Source organism: Dysgonomonas sp. 216 (genome assembly GCF_010501065.1).
In the GTDB taxonomy this organism is placed as follows: domain Bacteria; phylum Bacteroidota; class Bacteroidia; order Bacteroidales; family Dysgonomonadaceae; genus QVMM01.
The window spans coordinates 1-20,744 of the sequence record NZ_QVMM01000028.1 but is presented as its reverse complement, the minus strand read 5'-3'; the positions used below and the strand labels follow the sequence as shown (position 1 = coordinate 20,744).

The following is a 20,744-nucleotide window of genomic DNA, read 5'->3' as shown; positions in this document are numbered from 1 at the left end:
CAAAAAGGGTTCAACTATAAAGATAGTCAAACCCTCCGTTAGCTATTTACACAAAATTATGGACAGTGTCATCATGTGTTATCGGCTTCGCCCTGAAGAAGAGCTACTTCTACCTCCGCTTGTTGTTGAACTACCTCTACCCGAATTACCAGAACTTACATTAGACCGATTGCTCTGTGTAGAAGAACTTCTTGTTGAATTTGAAACTGAACTCGATTGTTCTCTGCTTTTGCGTTCCGATTCTTCTTTTTCACGTTGTTCCTTTCTACGTCTTTCTTCTCTGGCTTCCTCGTCTCGTTTGCGGGCGCTTTCTCTTTCTTGAGCTTCGGCGCGAGCTTTGCGTTCTGATTCTTCTTTTTCGCGTTGTTCACTTCTTCGTCTTTCTTCTCTGGCTTCCTCGTCTCGTTTGCGAGCGTTTTCTCTTTCTTGAGCTTCGGCACGAGCTTTACGCTCCGATTCTTCTCTTTCATCTTGTTCTTCGCGTTGCCTTTTTTCTCTGGCTTCCTGATCTCGCTTGTCGGAGTCTTCTCTATCTTGAGCCTCGGCACGAGCTTTACGTTCCGATTCTTCTCTTTCATCTTGTTCTTCGCGTTGTCTTTTTTCTCTGGCTTCCTGATTTCGCTTATCGGAGTCTTCTCTTTCTTGAGCCTCGGTACGAGCTTTACGCTCTGATTCTTCTCTTTTATCCGTTTTATTCTTATCTCTTTGACCATTCGGTATATTTGTTCTATTAATTCTGTCTGGCCTTTCGGACGAACCATTTTTATTTCCTCCTGTATTCATATTTGATGAAAATAAACCTCTTCCTGATGTTGTTGTATTACTGCCTCGTGCTTTTACTTTTTGTGTTGTAACATCTTTTCGGGTATAATTTTTGTGTGCATTGTTGTTATACCTGCGTCCTTTAACTGATTGATGATAAAAATAATTTGTGCTATAATGGTTTTCAGAGTAAAAGTAATCTACTTCGTTATAATAACTGTTTCCAAAAATAGTTTCGGTAAAAAATGGTTCGTAATAGATTGGGTCAAAATCATAATAGGTTCCGTTGCTTTGGGATTTATCATCGTATTCGATAATCGCATTTTTGGGGTTATATATATCCTCATTTGAAGCTTCCTTGTATAACGAAACAGTAGCAGTGGTCGACTTTTTCGGATAATTTTGACTGTTGCCAGCTATAGGCAGGCTGATATTTGTGTTCTCTGATTCCTGATTTATGAGTAACATTTCTTCTTTGTTTTTGCCAATCGTCCCTTTTTTTAGTTGGGAAGTAGAATTGTCGTTAAATATGCAGGATATAAAAAATAACGATAAAACGAAAGTGGTAATAATCTTTTTCATAGCCGAATGTTTTTTTATGGTTTTTGTTTATATCCATTTGATCGATAAAAAAGTAAATGGTTTAAGGTATGATATATGTTGTATAACTTATTAAGCTATGAGCTTCGGCTTCGGTTGTTATTAGAATTTTATTGCTACCTTTGCATGCTGAAAAAATTGAGGGGATGATAAATCGCAATAGTAAAGGATTTGTTATGCTGAAATATGCAATGAATTATGGCGTAATTCTTGGGTCATTTTGGGTATTCAAATACATATTTCTTATAGCATCAAGCCTTTCCGATCATTTTTTATATATTTATAATTTGCTTGCTATAGGGACATTACTTTTGTATTATGTTCTTCTTCGTAGGTACCGAGATTTCGCTCTTGGCGGAAAAATCAATTATCTGCAATGTATCTCTTTTAGTGTTTTACTATTCCTTTTTTCGGCTTTAATCGAAGCTGTTATTATATATATACATTATAACTTTATAGACCCCAAATATGTTCTTGTTCGGAATAAAGGGTGGTTAGAGATGGTTTTGAAATGGATATTCTCTCGAGAGTGGGTCGAAAATCAAAAAGAAACGTTCGGAAACATTATTGTGTTTATAAGCGAAGTTGGTAAAAATATTGTAATTGGCTTTTTTCTTTCACTGGTATACGGTATTTTTGTTACAAGAAAAAGTACAATAGATACTAAAGAATGAGACGAAAGTCTTTGTAAACAATCTTTTTATGGATATTTCGGTTGTTATCCCATTATATAATGAAGAGGAATCTTTGCGCGAACTTTTCGAATGGATTGAGCGTGTAATGACAGTCAATAATTTTTCGTACGAAGTTATATTTGTGGATGACGGCAGTACCGATAATTCATGGGATGTTATTGTTGGCTTAAGCCAGTCTTCTGCTAATGTAAAAGCTCTGCGTTTTGTTAAAAATTATGGCAAATCGCCAGCCTTGCATTGTGCGTTTAAGCAGGCTAAAGGTAATGTTGTTATAACCATGGATGCCGATTTGCAAGACAGTCCCGATGAAATTCCAGAGTTATATCGAATGATTACCGAAGAAAAATACGATTTAGTTTCGGGATGGAAAAAGAAACGTTACGATCCTATATCCAAAACTTTGCCTACAAAGTTGTTTAATGCTACGGCTCGGTTAATATCGGGGATAAAATTACACGATTTTAATAGTGGATTAAAAGCATATCGAAACAAGGTTGTGAAAAATATTGAGGTTTATAACGATATGCATCGCTATATCCCTTATTTAGCAAAAAATGCAGGATTTAGGAAAATTGGAGAAAAAGTAGTACAACACCAAGCCCGTAAATATGGTAAAAGTAAATTTGCAGGCTTGAGTCGTTTTTTTAATGGTTATCTCGATTTGCTAACGCTTTGGTTTCTTTCTCGTTTTGGTAAAAAACCAATGCACTTTTTTGGGGTACTTGGCAGTTTTATGTTTTTTGTAGGGCTCATAGCTGTTATATATGTAGGTGCTTCAAAAATGTATGCAATGACTAATGGGTTACCTTACCGGCTGGTAACCGATTCTCCTTATTTCTACATTTCGCTTACTTCAATGATATTGGGAACTCAATTGTTTTTAGCCGGATTTATTGGAGAATTGATCTCAAGGAATTCTTCGGAGCGGAACGATTATAAGATTGATGAAGAGATAAATACCTGAAAAGATAATGAACCTTGTAGATATTTCACGAAAGCGCTATTCTGTTAGAGCTTATTTGGCTCAAAAGGTCGAGCCTTCGAAAATAAATTATATATTAGAGTGTGCACGTCTGGCACCTTCGGCATGTAATATGCAGCCATGGTTTTTTTATATTATAGAATCGGAAGAAGCGAAAGGCATAGTACGGCGTAGTTATGACAGGGAATGGTTTAAAACAGCTCCTTTATATATTGTTGTTTGTGGAGACCATTCGCAATCGTGGAAGAGAAACAGGTTTGATAATAAAGATCATTGTGATGTAGATGTGTCTATTGCATCCGAGCACTTGTGTCTTGCTGTTGAAGATTTAGGCTTGGGCACTTGCTGGGTGTGTAATTTCGATAAAAATATGTTATCGGAAGCTTTAAATTTACCTGAACATATTGAACCTATTGTGTTGTTTCCTATCGGATATGTTGACGAAGAAAATAGTGCTGTTCCTGAAAAGAAACGTAAATTGTTATCCGAAATATCAAAGCGTTTATAATTGACTTTTTCAGATAATGATTTTGATAACAAAATGCAGGGCTTTTAGTAACCCTGCATTCTTTTTTTATTTATGCATATTGTATTTTATTTACATTATTTATTATACCCAGTTCTTGCAGCCTTAACAATATTTTATTTGCCACGGCGGTATATCCGTTCGTTGATAAGTGAACTTCGTTTAAGTTTGCACTAGCCCTGATTGATAATGGTATCCTATATTGATTTATAGCCGCTATATCATCGGTTGTCAACGATGTTATACCTGCGTCTTTCCATCCTTCAGTTATCAGGTATTCACGTAAAGTAATGTATCGCAAACCGAACGCTTTTTTCATTTCTCCCTCAAAGTAGTTCCACCAACTAATACGCTCAGAAAGAATTAAATGGTTTGTGATCGAAGTTTCATAAAATCCTAAAAACACAAAGTCGTTATTCGTGGGGCGTCCCCATTCTGCTAGTTTCTTGTAATAATTAACAAGGTTGTCGGCATCTTCTATTGTGGCGGGGGTTCTTACTCCATTCTCTACTTTCCAGCCCTGATTAGTACCCATAACACAAAGAACAACGCTATTGCGTGGGATGTACGATGTGGCGACTATTGCGGGCTTATCAATTATTGCACTCTCCCCGCTGATAAGTCTTTCAAATGTTGCCGATTCTAAGGCAGTATTTGATGCGTTTCGGGTAAATCGAATAAGCCCCGCAATGCCGTTTATTGTACAGTTAAGAGTGCCATATGCATTAATAAGTGTGTCGCCCCCTTCGTTTGTAACAAGCCCTGTCGAGGAATCTATTTCATATCCGTACCCCTTAGAAGAACAGAGTTCTATATTTACCCTGCTGGTATCTGCCGGTATCGTAAATGGTTTAGCAACATAAGGAATACAACCCACTCGGGCTAATGTGTCGAGGCACGTTTCGCCACCAACAGAATAGCTATAAAATTCTCGACCCGCTATCGGCTTTATAGTATTAAGACGTCCCGCTATTCCTTGCGCTATACTATCGCCAACCATAACGATAGGTTTTGTATTCAAAGTAAGTTCGGCAGAAGGTAAATCATCAGGGGAAATATATTCTGCATACGGAACCCATGCCTGAATAGGATTACTTATTTCATAACAGTAATATGTATTTGTATTAACTCCCAAATTCCAAACACCTGAGAAACGTGCGTAAACAGCACCTTCAACCCATGAAAGTGTATTTGACTGGATAGCTGTTCCCTGAATATAGTTTCCATATTTATCGTATAAGGCTGAATAGTTTTGTTGTGTGCCAAGACTTTTTACATAAGAAGGAAACACAAGAGTTTCGCTTTCAAAAATGGGGATAAGACATGTTACACCACCATTATTATTACCTGCATATACACGGACATTTCCATTAGCATCTATATAGCTTCCTGCCGACCCGTTATTGCCGACATTTGTAGGGTCGTTCCGATTGTACTTGTTTAATCCGATAACCCTTGTTACAACATGTGTTTCTAAATCTTCTACACGTGTGTTAAGAGAGGCTACATCGTCCCTAATTTCGTTTATTTCATTTTCAATATATGGCATATTACCTATCATAATCATTTCGGGGATTGAATCGCTTTTACTGCATAACCTTACAAATGCCGAATTCGATGGTGGTGTTAATATGCCTGTGTCTTCCAGTGTTTTATTAGCTCCTAAAATAACACTTCCATTAGGCAAATATTGTTTATCCGAATCGTAAAAGGCGACAACTGCATTACTGCTAAAATTGCCTGTAGCTATATTCTTTACAGAATAAGTGTTTTCGGGGCTGATATTCATAAAGTCAGTTGCCCTGCAAAGCCCGTCTTGTTGCAATTCCCCCGTTATACCATTAATTGATTTTTGAGGTACGGATAAAACAAGCGGAATATTTACTTTTAAAGCATCTATAAATTCAGAAATATCTACTTTGTTATCAAGTTCTGCTTCCATTTCTGACAAATCCGACTCAATGTTATCAATTCTATCGGCTAAATATTGTCCCGACAAGATAAACAATTGAGGAACTGTTTTCTCGATGTTATACATCACCCTGAATTGTGTAGCATCCGATGGAACAGTTATAAGTCCAGTGTCTGCAATCTCCTTATTAGGAGTTGCCAATATACTACCCTCTTTTATATATGTTCCATCTTCCTTGTAAAATGCTATTAGTGCCGAATTAGCAGCTATGTTACTCAGGTTTAATGCCTGTATAGAATAAGCACTATTTATAGGTATTAATTCGGTTGCTCTAGCAATACCCCAAGCAGACAGTTCACCTGTGTCGGCTTTTATGTATTTTTGAGGAATACTGAAGTTTATTGGTGTTGATATTCGGACAACCTCTGCCAAGTCAGAATCATCCAGTTTCGTATCTATTTTTTGATCCAGCATTTGATCATTGTCATAGATTTTGTCTGCAACTTCCTGAGCTGTGTCGCCCGGAATAATTTTGTTTAATTCCATAATTTTGTTTGTTTTAATTAATATTTGTTTTAAGTTCTATTACCAGATTCCATTTATTAGCCAATATCCATTATTATTCCATTCACCATCTTTTAATACCCATTCAGTTAGGTTATTGTTTACGATACTTATTTGGGTTGTTTGGTTTGTGTCTATATTCTTAAAGATAAAAAATACAGGATTGGATGTCTCCCCTCGGGTAAAAGTCAGAGTTGCTGTTCCGGCTTCTCCTGCTGACGGAGTGCAAGTCGCAATGTCTGTCTCAGATATTAGACTCCATGCTCCAATGCTGTTCAGAATAACTGCTTCCGTTGTATTAGTATCGCTAAATATTATCTGGCTTTTATCGAGCCATATCGAGCTGATGTCCGAAACTGCACACTTCTGGGGATTGTATCTCAATACAGATACACCTTCAATATAGTCGGTGTAAGGCTGATATGTAGCTTCTGCTATATACTTTTGTATATTTGGATTAGAAAAACCGTTTAATAAACGGATAGCTTGTTTTTGCCCCGATTCAGAACATAAATTACCTGCTATATCAACAGGTTCCCCATCTGCTGTCTCTTTTGTAACATAGGATGCTATTTCATAACCAGTTTGTTCGTTGTTTACTAATTGGCAAAATTCGCCTGAAAAATGAGGCTTATAAGTGTATGCGATTTGAATGTTATTCAGGCTTTTTAATTCGAATAGAGGATATGAAGAGTCTTTGGTTATTTTTACGTTATATCCTGCGATTTCGCCTGATCTGCCTGTTTGTTGATCGAAGCCGATTGTTGCACCGCCATCCGATCCGAAAACAAAATAACCTCCCTGGCGTGTTTCGAAAACAATTAAATATTTACGACTCCCTGTTTCTAAAAATTGAGCTAGGGTTGAATAATTCAGAATTCCGATAAAAGAATTTATCTCTTGTTTGTAAATATTGCCTGAAAGCGTTTCCGAAAAATAGCATTCTTCAATAGCCTCTATCTCGGTAAAAGCCGATTTGGCAATAATGCTCTCAACAAAAGCTTCGTTATACAGCTTGTCGTCTCTGAACTTGTAAGAATTAAAATCTTGAATGTCAAGAAGCCAAATACGAGATATTCCTCCTGTATTATAGCCCGGTACGGTTTGGATGATGTTTTCTTTTTTCATAATTAATCTTTTACTTATAGATAAAATGCCTCAAAATAAATAGGGAAATGAACTTGATGCTGAAAAGTAAAACGGTGTAACGTATTGATGGTCAAATTGTTGATGGTGATGTTTTGTGTGAAATAAAGATTAAAACCTGAAAAAATATTAATCTTTAAAAAAAATGTAATATATTCGCAGTCAGAAGGAGATACGTAAGTTGTATATGATAATATTCTTAAAATCAAACTTTTACAATAATTAAATTATTACGTTATGATTAAAAAAACTATTTTTGCAGCAGCTGTTGCTGTTATGTGTGTGTGTGCAAGCCCAATGCAGGCTCAGTTTAAATTGAACACTAAAAAATTGACAAAAGCGGTTAAAGACGTTGCTACTGATATGGCTAGTGATGTTGTAGCAAATCAGGCATCGGCTAAAATTGTCGGATGGATGGATACTAATAACACTGTAATGATGGAAGATTCTGAATATTACAAGAGATTAAGTTCTATTGTGTCTGATATGGTGGAAGTTGATGGTGCTGCTTTTAACTATAAGGTATACGAAAATCCAGAAATTAATATTTTGTCGTGTGCTGATGGAAGTATCCGTGTTTATTCGGGTATGATGGACGCTTTAACTGATGAGGAGTTGAAAGCTGTTATTGCTGTACAAATTGGTCACATTGTGAATAAAGATACTCGTGATGCATTATTCAAAGTAGCTTCGGAAGACAATGCAGCTAAAGCAAGTTCTGCTCAGTTAGAAAAAATTCTTTCTATGTCAGGTGACGGACTTGGAACAATTGTTAATGAGCTTATACAGGTTCCTTATTCTGACGATCAAAATAAAAATGCAGATAAATTTGCAGTTAGCTTGCTAAGTAAAAAAGGTGTAAGTTCTTCTGCTTTAGTATCGGCTTTGAGTAAATTTGCAGAAATGGAAGCAAACGATGCATCTGCCGAAGAAGATGATACAGTTGAAGCTAGTGGCGCTTCTAAATTTAACGCAGTAAATTCTAATAATGCGATAAGAGCTTCTCTTCTAGATTAATAAAAAAATCTTTCTTCTATATTAAAATAGCGATACAGGTTGTATCGCTATTTTTTTTGAGAGACATAATATATATGTTTAATTTTTTCTTTAATATTACACACCTTTTTGTACAATATTAATTACTATACCTTTTAGAATGAAACGTCTGGAATATTTAAAGCCTTTGTTGTATTTTTTTATTATCGGGTTGGTTGTTATGACCTTAAGCCGTATTGTATTAGTTTTTATTTTCAGTGACAGAATTACAGCTACTGAAAATTTTTGGTATATTTTTCCTTTAGGATTGAGGATGGATATTATAATGATGAGTTATCTGTCGTTCATCCCGGCTATACTTATATCAATTCTGCCCAAAGCAGCTGACAAGTTTACCTCTAAGTTTCTTACAATATATTGTACAGTGCTTTTGTTTTTTGTTTTATTTATGGAATTAACCACCCCCGATTTTATAGAACAATACGATACACGCCCCAATAAACTGTTTTTAGATTATCTGATTTACCCCAAAGAGGTGGCTACAATGTTAATTAAAGCGCGTCCCTTATCCATTGTTCTCATATTAGCAGTAATGGCACTTGGCATATGGGGTGCGACAAAAATAACGCCTCGATTATTTAAAGTTAGGAATACTTCATACAAGTATAGGTTAATATTATTTCCTATAGTTGCTTTTCTGTTATTTTGGGGGGCAAGAGGAAGCCTTACGTCTAAACGACCTATTAATGCGAGTAACTCGGTGTTCTCAAACGATCAGTTAACGAATGTGATGGGAGTTAATTCTTTATACACAGTGGTATTTGCAGCCTATTCGATGAAACACGAAAGTAACCCGTCGAAACTTTATGGCAATATGGAGCCCGATGAAGCATATCGACGTGTGAAAAAATATATAGATGTAACTCCTAAAGATTTTACCGATCCGCAAATACCTTTACTGCATATACAACATCCTGATAGTGTAATGGAGCGTCCTTATAATATTGTGATATTCTTGCAGGAGAGTCTTGGAGCCGAATATGTTGGATGTCTGGGAGGATTACCGTTGACTCCGAATTTGGATAAATGGGCTGAAGAGGGGCTGTTATTTACAAATCTTTATTGTACAGGAACACGCAGTGTGAGAGGTATAGAAGCTGTAACTACAGGTTTTTTACCTTCGCCTTCGGAAAGTGTGGTGAAATTGAGTAATTCGCAATCCGGATTCTTTACACTGGCCGATTTGTTGTCTCGAAAAGGATATAATACAAGCTTTATATATGGAGGTATGGCCAATTTTGATAATATGGCATCTTTTTTTAACGGGAACGGTTTTCAGAATATTTTAGACGAATCGAGTTTCGATAAAGATGGAGCCCAATATGCCATGAAGGGTACTTGGGGATATTCGGATGAGGATCTCGCAGTAAAAGCAAATAATTATTTCAAAAGCTTGGGAGATAAGCCATTCTTTTCGTTGATGTTTTCTACATCGAACCACGAGCCATTTGAGTTTCCTGATGGACGGATCGAATTATATGAACAACCTAAAAACACAGTGCATAATGCAATGAAGTATGCCGATTATGCTATAGGTAAATTACTTGATTTAGCAAAAGAAGAGGCGTATTTTGATAATACGGTATTTATAATTGTTGCAGATCATAATACGCGTACTTACGGAAAAAATCTTGTCCCTGTCAATAAGTTTCATATTCCGGCACTAATAATTGCTCCAAATATCGATAAGGGTATCAAATATGAACGCCTTTGCAGTCAGATTGATATTCCTGCAACGCTGTTAAGTATTGCGGGTGTAGAAAATGTGAATCCTATGCCGGGACGCGATTTAATGACATTACCAGATAGTGTTGCGGGGCGTTCGATTATGCAGTTTCACGAAATCAACGGTTTCAGGGTTGAAGATCAAATTGTAATAATGCAGCCTAATAAAGAAGCTTTGCAGTTTCAGATAGTGAACGACACAACTTTTATTCCTGCAACTCTTGATCCCGAATTAGCAAAGGATGCTTTAGCACATGTATTAGCTGCATTTTATTTGTATAAAGATAGAAAGTATACAATTGATGATAGGAAATAGGCATGCTGTTTATGTAAAAAGATTATCTTTGACTAAATAACTTATAAGAAAATATAATAGATATAGAATGAACTATATAGAGGTGAAATTTATTTGCAGCCCTAATGATGAGATAACAACAAGTGTTCTTTCGTCTGTAATAGGGGATATTGGTTTTGAAAGCTTTGTCGAATCGGAAGAAGGCCTCATAGCTTATGTTTTAGAAGACTCTTTTGACGAAGGTGAATTAAATAGCGTAATTGCGAATTTTCCGTTAGAAGGGGCTGATATTACATATAACTTCGAGGTTATTGAAGGACGTGACTGGAATGAAGAATGGGAAAAGAATTACTTTAAACCTCTGATTATTGACGAACGGTGCATCATTCAAAGCACGTTTCATAACGAGCCTGCTGTTTACGAGTACAATATATTAATAGATCCCAAAATGGCCTTTGGTACAGGACATCATCAAACAACTAAGTTAATGATCCGTCAAATACTGAATATGGATGTTCAGGGTAAGTCTGTTTTGGATATGGGAGCAGGTACGGCTGTTTTGGCTATTTTAGCATCGATGAGAGGTGCAAATCCGGTAACGGCTATCGATATAGATAAGTGGGCTTATGACAATGCTATAGAGAATCTCCATCTGAATAACATTAATAATATAGATGTACTTATTGGAGGGGCTGAACTTTTAGGTAATCAAAAATTCGATGTTATTTTGGCAAATATTAATCGGAATATTCTTCTCAATGATATTCATAAGTATGCGTCTGTATTAAATCCTCAAGGAGAGTTGTATATGAGTGGCTTTTATGTTGAGGATATACCGGCTATACAAGATGAATGCGAGAAATATGGATTGTCGCTCAAAGACTATGCTGAAGATACAAATTGGGCTGTAGTAAAGTTTATCAAAGGATAATACCAACACTGTGGAATAATAAGTCTGAATTTTCAGGCAAATAGAAAAACCTTTTCAAACGATTCTTTTTTAAGATGTTTGAAAAGGTTTTATATTTTATTCAACTGTTGTTGAATCTGGTTTTTATTGTCCGAAAAATTAGTTTTCTTCTTTATTTTCGTCATCTCCTTTTTTTGTGAGATTCTTCTCTGGTCTTGGAGGACGAGGCAACAATACTTTTCTCGAAAGCTTAAATTTACCAGTCTTCTGATCGATGTCAATAAGTTTTACTTCTATGATATCGCCTTCTTTCAAGCCTAAGCCTTCCATGCTTTCTACACGTTCCCACGAATATTCGGAGATGTGTAATAAGCCATCTTTACCCGGAAGGAATTCACAGAAAACACCATAAGGCATAATAGAGCGAACTTTAGCTTCGTAAACTTCTCCAACTTCAGGAACTGTAACAATACCTTTCACTTTAGCCATTGCAGCATCGATAGCAGCTTTATTATTTGCCGAAACCTCAACGCGTCCGTAGTTATCTACTTCTTCTATTGTAATAACAGCGCCTGTTTCTTCTTGTATGCCTTGAATAATTTTACCACCAGGTCCGATAACAGCTCCAATGAAATCTTTAGGTATAATAATAACTTCGATACGGGGAACATGTGGTTTGAAATCTTCTCTTGGTTCAGATATCGTTTCAAGTACTTTGTTCATGATATGCAGACGTCCTTCGCGAGCTTGATTTAATGCTCGTTCTAGAATTTCGTACGATAAACCGTCTACTTTTATATCCATTTGAGTTGCTGTAATACCATCTTTTGTTCCACAAACTTTAAAGTCCATGTCTCCTAAATGGTCTTCGTCTCCCAAAATATCTGAAAGTACAGCATAATTTGTACCTTTCTTCTCTGATATTAATCCCATGGCAATACCTGTTACCGGTTTTTTTATTTTTACACCGGCATCCATTAATGCAAGAGTTCCTGCACAAACAGTAGCCATTGACGATGATCCGTTAGATTCTAAGATATCTGAAACGATACGTATAACGTAAGGATAATCGGCTGGAATCATAGGTTTGATAGCACGATGTGCTAAATTTCCGTGACCAATTTCGCGACGACCTACGCCTCTTTGTGGACGAGCATCGCCTGTAGAGAAAGGAGGGAAATTATAATGTAATAAGAAACGCTCTCTGCCATTGTTCAGAACGTCGTCTATAATTTTTTCGTCAAGTTTAGTTCCCAATGTAACAGTTGTTAGCGATTGGGTTTCTCCGCGTGTAAATATTGCCGATCCGTGAGGCATTGGCAAACAATCAACTTCGCTCCATATAGGGCGGATGTCAGTCGTTTTACGTCCGTCCAAACGTTTTCCTTCATCAAGGATAGAACGGCGCATAGCTTCTTTTTCAACGTCGTGATAATAACGCGATACTAAAGCTCCTTTTTCAGCTAATTCTTCTTCTGTAAGGTTTGCTTTATATTCATCAACAATAGCAGCAAAGTTGTCGCTACGTTCGTGTTTATTTGTATTGCCCGATGTTGCTACGGCATAAGCCTTGTCATAACATTTTTCCCAAATGTCTTTGCGCAACTCTTCGTCATTTTCTTCATGGCAGTATTCGCGTTTAACTGTTGTGCCGCAAAGTTCCATCAATTCAATTTGAGCTTGGCATTGTGCTTTAATCGCCTCGTGGGCAATTTTAATAGCTTCCAACATCTCGGCTTCCGAAACTTCTTTCATTTCACCCTCAACCATCATGATATTATCTAAGGTTGCACCAACCATAATATCCATATCGGCTTGTTCTAACTGAGCGAATGTTGGGTTTATTATAAATTCTCCGTTTATGCGCGCAACCCTTGCTTCCGAAATCGGTCCGTTGAAAGGTATGTCAGATACAGCAAGTGCTGCTGAGGCTGCAAGTCCAGCAAGCGCATCAGGTATATCTACGCCATCGGCAGAGAAAAGTGTTAATGTTACAAAAACCTCTGCATGATAATCGTCCGGAAATAATGGACGCAATGCGCGGTCAACAAGACGGCAAGTCAGGATTTCGTAATCAGAAGGGCGTCCTTCGCGACGTGTAAATCCTCCGGGGAAACGCCCGAATGCCGAAAATTTTTCTTTATACTCTACCTGTAAAGGCATAAAATCCACTCCCGGATTTGCATTTTTAGCTGCTGTAACTGCAGCCAATATAACAGTGTTACCCATTGTAACAGTAACTGCACCATCGGCTTGTTTGGCTAATTTTCCGGTTTCAATGGTGATAGACCTACCATCACCTAAATCGATACTTTTTGTAATCGGATTAATCATAATTTTTTTTCTTCTAACTTCTTAAATCGCACAAATGTAAACAAAGTTTTTCATTCTGTTTGAATGATTTGCGAAGAATACACGACAAAAATGGTAAACAATGTTATCATTGGTTTTTATTTATAGAGATAAAAAGAGATCAATATATTTACATACAGGTATTGTTGTCTATTTATTTTTAATACTTAAGTTTGTTAATTATGTAAACTTTACCCAAGTTTAAGTTATTTAATAACAGAACTTTTATTTACTTTGTAATTAGTAGTGTGAATATGCGAGAATATCTTTTCTTGGCAAGATTTATTCTTTAAGAGTGTTTTTATTATTACTTTGTTGATGTTTTGAATCGTTTTACCCCATAAAATGATACATCTCACCCTTCAGACTGTGACATAATTGAGTATCTTAGCGATTCGTAAACCATGAATAAACATTGTTGTTTTTAAATGAAGCTGCATCTAGATAAATTTGATTGTATTTCTTTATCAGAAATGGAGGGAATACGCCTGATGAAACGCATAGATAAAAAATTTGTGCTTCCTCTTAATTTGTTGCAACAATTATTAGATAAACTTACTGATGATTACTTCATACAGGAGATAGGTAACAAACGTTCGTTTGAGTATGCTACTTTGTATTATGATACCTTCGATTACGAAATGTTTCGGGCGCATCAAAATGGAAAACTAAACAGATTAAAAGTAAGAACAAGAGAATATGTGGATTCGAAGCTTTGTTTTTTAGAAATAAAAAGGAAATCGAATAAGGGTATGACTAAAAAGATAAGGATTGCGAACGAAAGACCCGATTTAATTCAAAAGCAAGAATCGTCGGAATTTCTCTCTCTTAATACGCCTTACACACCTCTTTCTTTAGAACCGAAGTTGTGGAGTTTGTATGATCGTATAACTCTTGTGAATAAAGCTAAAACCGAAAGGTTAACGATCGATTACAACCTGTGCTTTCGTAATAACCGTACCTTACGCAAAGCTTCTTTACCCAATATGGTGATAATTGAGATAAAAAGGGAGCGAGCTTCCGTTTCTCCGGTTATGGACAAATTGAATCAATTAAGAATAAAACCTACAGGAATGAGTAAATACTGTCTTGGGGTTGTATTGACCGAAGAGCCTGTAAACATAAAAACTAATGCTTTTAAATCAAAACTAATTAATATAAATAAAATTACAACCATTCAGTATGATAACTAATCTCTTCAATGAAGAAGCCTTCTTCAATTTAATGACTCGGTTTTTGTTTAACCTTGTTGTAACAGGTGTTATTATCTGGTTTTTCTATTACCGAAAAACACAACGACGCGACTACCTGTTCACTTTTTTTATGGTAAGCACAACTATATTCCTGATGATATTTTTGTTAGACAGTGTGAAAATACAAGTGGGGTTTGCGTTAGGGTTATTTGCAATATTCGGAATTCTCCGGTATAGAACCGATACTCTTCCGGTGCGGGAAATGACCTATCTTTTTGCGATTATAGGAATATCGGTAATAAATGCGTTGAGTAATAAAAAGGTTAGTCTTGTAGAGTTAGTGGCTACCAATCTTATTTTTGTAATTGCATTTTGGGTTCTTGAAACTACTCGCATAATAAAACACACAGCAAGTAAACTTGTTATTTACGAAAAAATAGAACTGATTAAACCCGAAAGGCGGGAAGAAATGCTCGAAGATCTTCGAGAGAGAACAGGTTTGGCTGTAGAACGTTTTGAAGTTGGGCAAATAGATTTTCTGAAAGATATAGCTTATGTAAAGGTTTATTATTCGACTAGCGGAAAAGTTAATACTGCCGATAACATAGTAAAAGCGAACGAACATTTAGCAGACTCTTAAAATAAATAGGGATGAAAAAATTTAGTGCATTAATTTGCTTGCTATTGTTAGCGCCAACAATAAGTGAAGTTCAGGCTTCGGATAACGATTTTGGGGTTTGGACAAATATTGAGGTCGAAAAGAAGCTGATTAAAGGTTGGGCTGTAAATGGTGAACTTGATTTTAGAACCAAAGAAAATTCATCGGAAGTTGGACGTTGGGGGCTTAAACTGGGAACAGATTACAGCATAATAAAAGGACTGAAAATTGGAGCAGCATATCAGTTCATTTATTTTCACGATATAAAATATTGGGATTTTCAACCTCGTCACCGTTTTATCGGTTATTTACAAGGACGGCAAAAGTTGGGTAACTTTGTATTCTCATTACGTGAAAGATTTCAGTTCACAGAAAAAGATGATAGTGACAGGATTAAAAAAAATGGCAAGAAAGATAAATATAAAATAAATCCGGAATGGAGTTGGCGTAATAGAATGAAAATAGCTTACGATATACCTAAGTGTAAATTTACTCCATCGTTTGCTTTCGAATCATTCTATCAGTTAAACAACTCGGATGGAAATGAGTTTGATGGGTTACGCTATACTTTGTCTCTGGCCTATAAACTAAATAAAAAGCAAACATTCGACTTGTCTGGTATATTAGACAAGGAGGTTAATGTGAAAAATGCGGTAGACACATATGTTATAAGTGTAGGATATTCGTATAGTTTTTAAGGTATTAAAACATAGGGAAATAAATAAAATTCAAAAAAACTAATATTCCATGAAAAAGCTTTTTCTTTTTATGCTTTGTATCTTGTCTTTGTCGGTAATATCGTGTAGCAAAGATGATGATAATCTGGACGATGATAATAACAACAATAACAACAACAATGGTGGAGATATTGACGATCCTTTCGATACAAATTCGAAAGATACAATCTTTGTAAATGCTGTTGTTATCGAATTTTCGGAAGATATAGTTACCGTAAAAAATCCTTACGAGAATCAGGGTGTTGAGGTCTCTGTGGACGGTGGAGATGTTGTTGTAAATTCAACAGTAACATCTACCGAAGTTAATTATGTATTGTCCGGTAAGCATTCCGATGCCATGTTTAAGGTGTATAGCGACTATAAGTTTGGTATAGGCCTTAATGGTGTTAGCCTGATAAATTCTGATGGGCCTGCTATTAATATACAATCGGGGAAAAGAGCGTCTGTTTATCTTGTTGGCGAAACCAATAACAGGTTAATAGATAATAATATCTATACTTCCAACTCGGAAGATATGAAGGGGACCTTCTTTAGCGAAGGGCAATTGATTTTTAAAGGAAGTGGGAATCTTATTCTGAAAGGGTACAACAGGCATGCCATATGTAGTGACGACTATATACAAATAGACGGTGGTAATATTACTATTCGGAGTGCTTATAAAGACGGAATTCATTCGAACGAATACTTCGAAATGAATGGAGGTGCTGTTAATATAACAGCAACGAGCAACGGAATTGAATGTGAGAAAGGATATATTGAACTGAATAAAGGTAACATTGTAATAAAAAGTGATGAGGATGCAATTATAGCTTCTTATAAAGGTTCGGATTCAGCTATTACTCCTTATGTTAAGATTGGTAACCCGAACATCAATATTACAACCACAGGTCAGAAAAGTATGGGAGTGAAAAGTACCATAAATTCTATTCGGATTACGGGAGGTGTTATAGATATAACAACATCGGGGTTGGCGGCTAAAGCCTTCAAAAGTGGAGGAGACATGGCAATCAGCAATAGTGATATAACCATGACAATATTGAGTGATGCCTTTTTTGATACTGCCGACGGAGACGTATCTTCACCGGCAGGAGTAAAGTGCGATGGAAATATGACTATAAATAGTGGCAAGATTGTTATAAACAGTTCGGGTGTTGCGGGCAGAGGAATAAATGTTGACGGCAACCTAATTATAAACAATGGAACTATAGATATAAAAACTTCGGGAGGAGTATTCGAATATAATTCTGATAACTCGGCGGCTCAGGCTATAGCATGCAAAGGTGATCTGGTTATTAATAACGGCCTTATTACGATAAAAACTTCAGGAGAAGAAGCCGAAGGTTTAAAGTGTAAAAATGCTATTACTATTAAAAAAGGAATTCTTGGAATAGAAACATACGATAACAGCATTAATGCCAGCGGTAACCTTACTATAAGCGGTGGCGACATATATTGTAACAGTGTTGTTGGCGATGGTATTAACACTAAGGGTACATTTACTTTAACCGGAGGAACAGTTGTTAGTTTAGGTGGCAGTTCGTCAGGGGCAGGAGTGGGCTGTGCTAGTAATACATTCAAAATAACCGGAGGAACTCTAATAGGAGCTGGTACGCAAACAAGCACCCCGTCTTCTTCCAGCATGCAATATTCGGTTATATATAATACAGCAGCTTCGGCTGAACAGGTTTTACATATAGAAGATAACAACGAGAATAGTATTGTGATTTTTGAGATACCTAAAGATTACAGTTCGATGTCTCTTTTAGTAACATCGCCTAAGTTTAAGGCAAATACAGATCACACTGTTTATTCGGGAGGAAGTGTATCAGGTGGAAGCAGTTTTTATGGGCTTTATTCTGGCGCAGTTTACACAGGAGGCGAAAATGTGGCTTCATTTACAACTACCGGCAAGGTTACTGTTATTGGCGATTAAAAGAAAAAGAAATAAAGAGTATAAAGACCATTTCAAATGTTTTTTTTGAAATGGTCTTGTTTTTGGTCATGTTTCGAACATGGTGAAAAATTATCGGGGCTTTGGTTAATGGTCAAAAAAAAGTGATCTCGAAAAAAAAATCAAAAGAAAGGATGGCTTTTCCTTTTGTTTTTCTTTTCTTTATGTTAACATTAAATATGAGGTGGATTCGATTATATTAATTTTTTTTTCAACGTAATGAATATCTGAAATCCTCATTATAGTTTACTTTTGTTGGTGTATGATTAAAATAATAAATTGAATGGTTCTGATTGATGGTTTATTTTCTTTCCCTCAATGGGATACAGACTTGTTTGTGTATTTAAACTCGAATTTTCATCCATGGCTCGATCCTGTAATGCAGGTGTTAAGTTCGCATTATTCGTGGATTGTATTATTTCTCATTGTTTCGTTTTTTATGGTTCGCCGTTCTATGTTTTGGGGCGGTCGCGAAATTATGCTTGTATTAGCAACGGTTGGTGTAAATAGTTTACTTAATATTTTGGCTAAAATGATTATCCAGCGTCCCCGCCCATGCCAAAATGAAGAAATACAAGCTGCTATAAGAGTATTGGAGGACTGTGGAACAAATTACAGCTTTTTCTCGGCACATTCATCAAATGCCTTTTGCCTTGCAGTGTGTACGGCGTTGTTCTTTAGGAATAAATATTATACAATTGCGATGCTTGTATGGGCATCTGCTGTAGCTTATAGCCGCATATATGTAGGGAAACATTACCCGTTAGATGTTGTTTGTGGTATAATGTTTGGCGTATTGATAAGTTTTATAGGCGACTATATGCTAAAACATCTGAGAGAAAACCAAGTTCGTTCCCCAATTGTGTAAGATGGTTTTTCGGAATAGAATTGGCTACAATTAAAGGTTACATTTTGAATTTCTTTATTATCATTACAATTTTATATCCCATTAGGCCTGTAAATAGAACTCCTATGCACATTAATATTTGTTGCCAGCGGTGGAGCCTATTAACCTCTTTAGTTTCTATTACAGGATAGGGAACAGCTATAGAGTCAGTCTTACAGATAGTATCTCTAACGAGCTTATCCCTGTATAAGTATTTATATTTTTCTTTGGTTAAATATACTGTATCGTTACTATTCCAGCGTTCCACAAATACAGAATCTAAAATGTGTATAGAATCTTTTAATAGCCTATCCCTATACTCTGTTTTAAATGACTCGACAGGTACATAAACTGTTTTTGTTTTACATCCTGATATTGATAAAAGTAATAAAATAGTAAATAGAAGGATAAAACAATTTATGATCCTGTTTACAATATTGTCTTTCATGGCTTAACTCCTTTCGCATATAAAACCTGACGACGGTTATTTCCCGTGTTGTACGATAAATGTAAGAAAGTGGGGTATAGTATTGCTTGGTCAAATATTAAACCCGATTGTAGTAATACCGAGAGTAGTTTTCTGGGGTTTTCAACCCTTACGTCTGCAGCCTGCCCTTTAGTGTGCTGTGAAGTTGGTACGCCTCCTACTAATTTATTGACTTCTTGACTCCGAAAACCACTGTTTATATACATTGGATATCCGTAAATATCTCTGAGTGGTTGTAGCAAACGGATAGTCAACGTACGTAAGTTTTCAATTTGCTCTTCGTCGGCGTTGTTCCTAATCTTTTTTAGCTTTGCGGTATTAGAATGGCAAAGTTCGTCTAATGTGAAATTATTTGTCAGTTTCATTTTTGTTTGAGTTTTTAGTGTTCGATAAACCAAGGTAATCAGCCAAATCGGGTAATCTTTTCACAATTTGCAAACCAAGCCAATAGTCTAAAAAAGCTATCGGCTTATTATCCGGAGCTAGTTGGCGTATATTGCGTAAGGTATTACTCGCATAAAAATAAGTGAAGATATAAGTCAAAACTTTTACAATGATTAAAGCCTCTTCGGTGTCTCCCATGTGCTCTCCTATGATGTAGGTACAGGCTATAATAAGTGTGTAAAGAGCAAGAAAAGCAACAGCAATTAAAAGTTTCTTAATTCTTATTCTGTCGTCGTTTTTTATGATATCTACCAGTATGCCGGTTGCGATATCAATAATAAAGATAATTGCAAGTACTTTTACCGGATTGTATATTGGCTGAAGGTAGCTGATAAGAATTCCGATAAATGTTGTGATAATTAGTTTTAATGTGTCCCACATAAGTCCTGTTTTTTATTAATACTATAATAGATTTTAGTTTGTGTTTCGAGCCTTTTACAAGCTTCTCTACATAGTATAGATAAAATGAGTATAAAAAATCAGGTTTTTTGTGTCGAATATTTGTGTGATATTTCCAAAAAAAGGTATTCTATTTAACTTGGTTTTTGTATTGCGTATATTGCGCTATAGTGAGGATCTTTTACAAAACCTGACACATCTGACAGATTTATCGTTTTTTTAAATTGTGCTTATTTACTGCCGCGCATCTTACCGATGCTTGCCTTCGTTCATTTTGCTTTGATGCAAAACGAACCAAAAGATCAAGACTGCACCTGCTGTGCGACCCGCTGTTTAGCTTGTTCACTGAACAAAAAATAACTCGCACAGAATATTGTGCAGACTTTTAAGTCAGGCTATGCTCAAACAGCTTTTTGTTCCGGGCGTTCACTTCGCTAAGCGGGTACCCCGCACATACGGCGAGG

Annotated in this window: 18 protein-coding genes; 11 read left to right on the top strand and 7 right to left on the bottom strand. The window is 36.2% G+C overall.

Features of this window, described 5'->3' with window-relative positions:
- Window positions 1–78: 78 nt before the first annotated feature.
- Entirely contained in the window at window positions 79–1,344 is a 1,266-nt protein-coding gene (locus tag D0T53_RS12845) for a hypothetical protein (protein WP_163268536.1), read from the bottom strand.
- Between the two features lie 164 nt (window positions 1,345–1,508).
- Here D0T53_RS12845 and D0T53_RS12840 point away from each other — a divergent pair, with 164 nt between their 5' ends.
- Genes D0T53_RS12840 through D0T53_RS12830 form a run of 3 tightly spaced genes read left to right on the top strand, consistent with a single transcriptional unit; the run spans window position 1,509 to window position 3,547 of the window.
- Complete coding sequence (locus tag D0T53_RS12840; RefSeq protein ID WP_163268534.1) at window positions 1,509–2,036, top strand: DUF4199 domain-containing protein; 528 nt, start codon at window positions 1,509–1,511, stop codon at window positions 2,034–2,036.
- Between the two features lie 28 nt (window positions 2,037–2,064).
- Window positions 2,065–3,021, top strand: coding sequence for a glycosyltransferase family 2 protein (locus D0T53_RS12835; protein WP_163268532.1), 957 nt, complete (start codon window positions 2,065–2,067; stop codon window positions 3,019–3,021).
- A gap of 7 nt (window positions 3,022–3,028) precedes the next feature.
- Window positions 3,029–3,547: a nitroreductase family protein gene (locus D0T53_RS12830; RefSeq protein WP_163268529.1), complete on the top strand. Its 519-nt coding sequence runs from the start codon at window positions 3,029–3,031 to the stop codon at window positions 3,545–3,547.
- 70 nt (window positions 3,548–3,617) lie between these two features.
- On the opposite strand, the gene D0T53_RS12825 is transcribed toward D0T53_RS12830, so the two are convergent.
- Window positions 3,618–6,023, bottom strand: a complete 2,406-nt coding sequence (locus D0T53_RS12825; protein WP_163268528.1) for a hypothetical protein — start codon at window positions 6,021–6,023, stop codon at window positions 3,618–3,620.
- 39 nt (window positions 6,024–6,062) lie between these two features.
- A complete protein-coding gene (locus tag D0T53_RS12820; RefSeq protein ID WP_163268526.1) occupies window positions 6,063–7,169 on the bottom strand; it encodes a hypothetical protein in 1,107 nt (368 codons plus the stop codon).
- Between the two features lie 255 nt (window positions 7,170–7,424).
- Here D0T53_RS12820 and D0T53_RS12815 point away from each other — a divergent pair, with 255 nt between their 5' ends.
- The 3 genes from D0T53_RS12815 (at window position 7,425) to prmA (ending at window position 11,194) form a co-directional block, all read left to right on the top strand.
- The gene (locus tag D0T53_RS12815) at window positions 7,425–8,204 is read left to right on the top strand and encodes a M48 family metalloprotease (RefSeq protein ID WP_163268524.1); all 780 of its coding nucleotides are present in this window, start codon (window positions 7,425–7,427) and stop codon (window positions 8,202–8,204) included.
- 139 nt (window positions 8,205–8,343) lie between these two features.
- The gene (locus D0T53_RS12810; RefSeq protein ID WP_163268522.1) at window positions 8,344–10,284 is read left to right on the top strand and encodes an LTA synthase family protein; all 1,941 of its coding nucleotides are present in this window, start codon (window positions 8,344–8,346) and stop codon (window positions 10,282–10,284) included.
- Between the two features lie 67 nt (window positions 10,285–10,351).
- A complete protein-coding gene (prmA, locus tag D0T53_RS12805; RefSeq protein ID WP_163268520.1) occupies window positions 10,352–11,194 on the top strand; it encodes a 50S ribosomal protein L11 methyltransferase in 843 nt (280 codons plus the stop codon).
- A 138-nt stretch (window positions 11,195–11,332) separates the two neighbouring features.
- On the opposite strand, the gene pnp is transcribed toward prmA, so the two are convergent.
- The gene (gene pnp / locus D0T53_RS12800; protein WP_163268518.1) at window positions 11,333–13,507 is read right to left on the bottom strand and encodes a polyribonucleotide nucleotidyltransferase; all 2,175 of its coding nucleotides are present in this window, start codon (window positions 13,505–13,507) and stop codon (window positions 11,333–11,335) included.
- 446 nt (window positions 13,508–13,953) lie between these two features.
- Between pnp and D0T53_RS12795 the strand changes: the two genes are divergently transcribed.
- The 5 genes from D0T53_RS12795 to D0T53_RS12775 all read left to right on the top strand — a co-directional run bounded on the left by D0T53_RS12795 (window position 13,954) and on the right by D0T53_RS12775 (window position 18,932).
- A complete protein-coding gene (locus D0T53_RS12795) occupies window positions 13,954–14,718 on the top strand; it encodes a polyphosphate polymerase domain-containing protein (RefSeq protein WP_163268516.1) in 765 nt (254 codons plus the stop codon).
- The gene (locus D0T53_RS12790) at window positions 14,708–15,358 is read left to right on the top strand and encodes a DUF4956 domain-containing protein (RefSeq protein ID WP_163268513.1); all 651 of its coding nucleotides are present in this window, start codon (window positions 14,708–14,710) and stop codon (window positions 15,356–15,358) included. The genes D0T53_RS12795 and D0T53_RS12790 overlap by 11 nt, the downstream gene beginning before the upstream one ends.
- Before the next feature lie 11 nt (window positions 15,359–15,369).
- Window positions 15,370–16,074, top strand: a complete 705-nt coding sequence (locus tag D0T53_RS12785; RefSeq protein ID WP_163268511.1) for a DUF2490 domain-containing protein — start codon at window positions 15,370–15,372, stop codon at window positions 16,072–16,074.
- A 49-nt stretch (window positions 16,075–16,123) separates the two neighbouring features.
- Window positions 16,124–18,046, top strand: a complete 1,923-nt coding sequence (locus tag D0T53_RS12780) for a carbohydrate-binding domain-containing protein (RefSeq protein WP_255489448.1) — start codon at window positions 16,124–16,126, stop codon at window positions 18,044–18,046.
- Between the two features lie 301 nt (window positions 18,047–18,347).
- Window positions 18,348–18,932 carry a phosphatase PAP2 family protein gene (locus D0T53_RS12775; RefSeq protein ID WP_163268509.1) on the top strand — a complete coding sequence of 195 codons (585 nt, stop codon included), beginning with the start codon at window positions 18,348–18,350 and terminating at the stop codon, window positions 18,930–18,932.
- Window positions 18,933–18,969: 37 nt separating this feature from the next.
- Here D0T53_RS12775 and D0T53_RS12770 read toward each other — a convergent pair whose 3' ends face one another.
- The 3 genes from D0T53_RS12770 to D0T53_RS12760 are packed head-to-tail and all read right to left on the bottom strand — an operon-like array spanning window position 18,970 to window position 20,262.
- Window positions 18,970–19,398 carry a hypothetical protein gene (locus tag D0T53_RS12770; RefSeq protein ID WP_163268508.1) on the bottom strand — a complete coding sequence of 143 codons (429 nt, stop codon included), beginning with the start codon at window positions 19,396–19,398 and terminating at the stop codon, window positions 18,970–18,972.
- On the bottom strand, window positions 19,395–19,802 hold the full coding sequence (locus tag D0T53_RS12765) for a D-Ala-D-Ala carboxypeptidase family metallohydrolase (RefSeq protein WP_163268506.1): 408 nt from the start codon (window positions 19,800–19,802) through the stop codon (window positions 19,395–19,397). Before D0T53_RS12765 ends, D0T53_RS12770 begins: the two co-directional genes overlap by 4 nt.
- Complete coding sequence (locus D0T53_RS12760) at window positions 19,786–20,262, bottom strand: phage holin family protein (RefSeq protein ID WP_163268504.1); 477 nt, start codon at window positions 20,260–20,262, stop codon at window positions 19,786–19,788. Before D0T53_RS12760 ends, D0T53_RS12765 begins: the two co-directional genes overlap by 17 nt.
- Window positions 20,263–20,744: the final 482 nt, after the last annotated feature.

Bases quoted from the DNA above. Each gene is read 5' to 3' on its own strand.
- D0T53_RS12845 (WP_163268536.1), bottom strand. From the start codon at position 1,344: ATGAAAAAGATTATTACCACTTTCGTTTTATCGTTATTTTTTATATCC.
- D0T53_RS12840 (WP_163268534.1), top strand. From the start codon at position 1,509: ATGATAAATCGCAATAGTAAAGGATTTGTTATGCTGAAATATGCAATG.
- D0T53_RS12835 (WP_163268532.1), top strand. From the start codon at position 2,065: ATGGATATTTCGGTTGTTATCCCATTATATAATGAAGAGGAATCTTTG.
- D0T53_RS12830 (WP_163268529.1), top strand. From the start codon at position 3,029: ATGAACCTTGTAGATATTTCACGAAAGCGCTATTCTGTTAGAGCTTAT.
- D0T53_RS12825 (WP_163268528.1), bottom strand. From the start codon at position 6,023: ATGGAATTAAACAAAATTATTCCGGGCGACACAGCTCAGGAAGTTGCA.
- D0T53_RS12820 (WP_163268526.1), bottom strand. From the start codon at position 7,169: ATGAAAAAAGAAAACATCATCCAAACCGTACCGGGCTATAATACAGGA.
- D0T53_RS12815 (WP_163268524.1), top strand. From the start codon at position 7,425: ATGATTAAAAAAACTATTTTTGCAGCAGCTGTTGCTGTTATGTGTGTG.
- D0T53_RS12810 (WP_163268522.1), top strand. From the start codon at position 8,344: ATGAAACGTCTGGAATATTTAAAGCCTTTGTTGTATTTTTTTATTATC.
- prmA (WP_163268520.1), top strand. From the start codon at position 10,352: ATGAACTATATAGAGGTGAAATTTATTTGCAGCCCTAATGATGAGATA.
- pnp (WP_163268518.1), bottom strand. From the start codon at position 13,507: ATGATTAATCCGATTACAAAAAGTATCGATTTAGGTGATGGTAGGTCT.
- D0T53_RS12795 (WP_163268516.1), top strand. From the start codon at position 13,954: ATGAAGCTGCATCTAGATAAATTTGATTGTATTTCTTTATCAGAAATG.
- D0T53_RS12790 (WP_163268513.1), top strand. From the start codon at position 14,708: ATGATAACTAATCTCTTCAATGAAGAAGCCTTCTTCAATTTAATGACT.
- D0T53_RS12785 (WP_163268511.1), top strand. From the start codon at position 15,370: ATGAAAAAATTTAGTGCATTAATTTGCTTGCTATTGTTAGCGCCAACA.
- D0T53_RS12780 (WP_255489448.1), top strand. From the start codon at position 16,124: ATGAAAAAGCTTTTTCTTTTTATGCTTTGTATCTTGTCTTTGTCGGTA.
- D0T53_RS12775 (WP_163268509.1), top strand. From the start codon at position 18,348: ATGGTTCTGATTGATGGTTTATTTTCTTTCCCTCAATGGGATACAGAC.
- D0T53_RS12770 (WP_163268508.1), bottom strand. From the start codon at position 19,398: ATGAAAGACAATATTGTAAACAGGATCATAAATTGTTTTATCCTTCTA.
- D0T53_RS12765 (WP_163268506.1), bottom strand. From the start codon at position 19,802: ATGAAACTGACAAATAATTTCACATTAGACGAACTTTGCCATTCTAAT.
- D0T53_RS12760 (WP_163268504.1), bottom strand. From the start codon at position 20,262: ATGTGGGACACATTAAAACTAATTATCACAACATTTATCGGAATTCTT.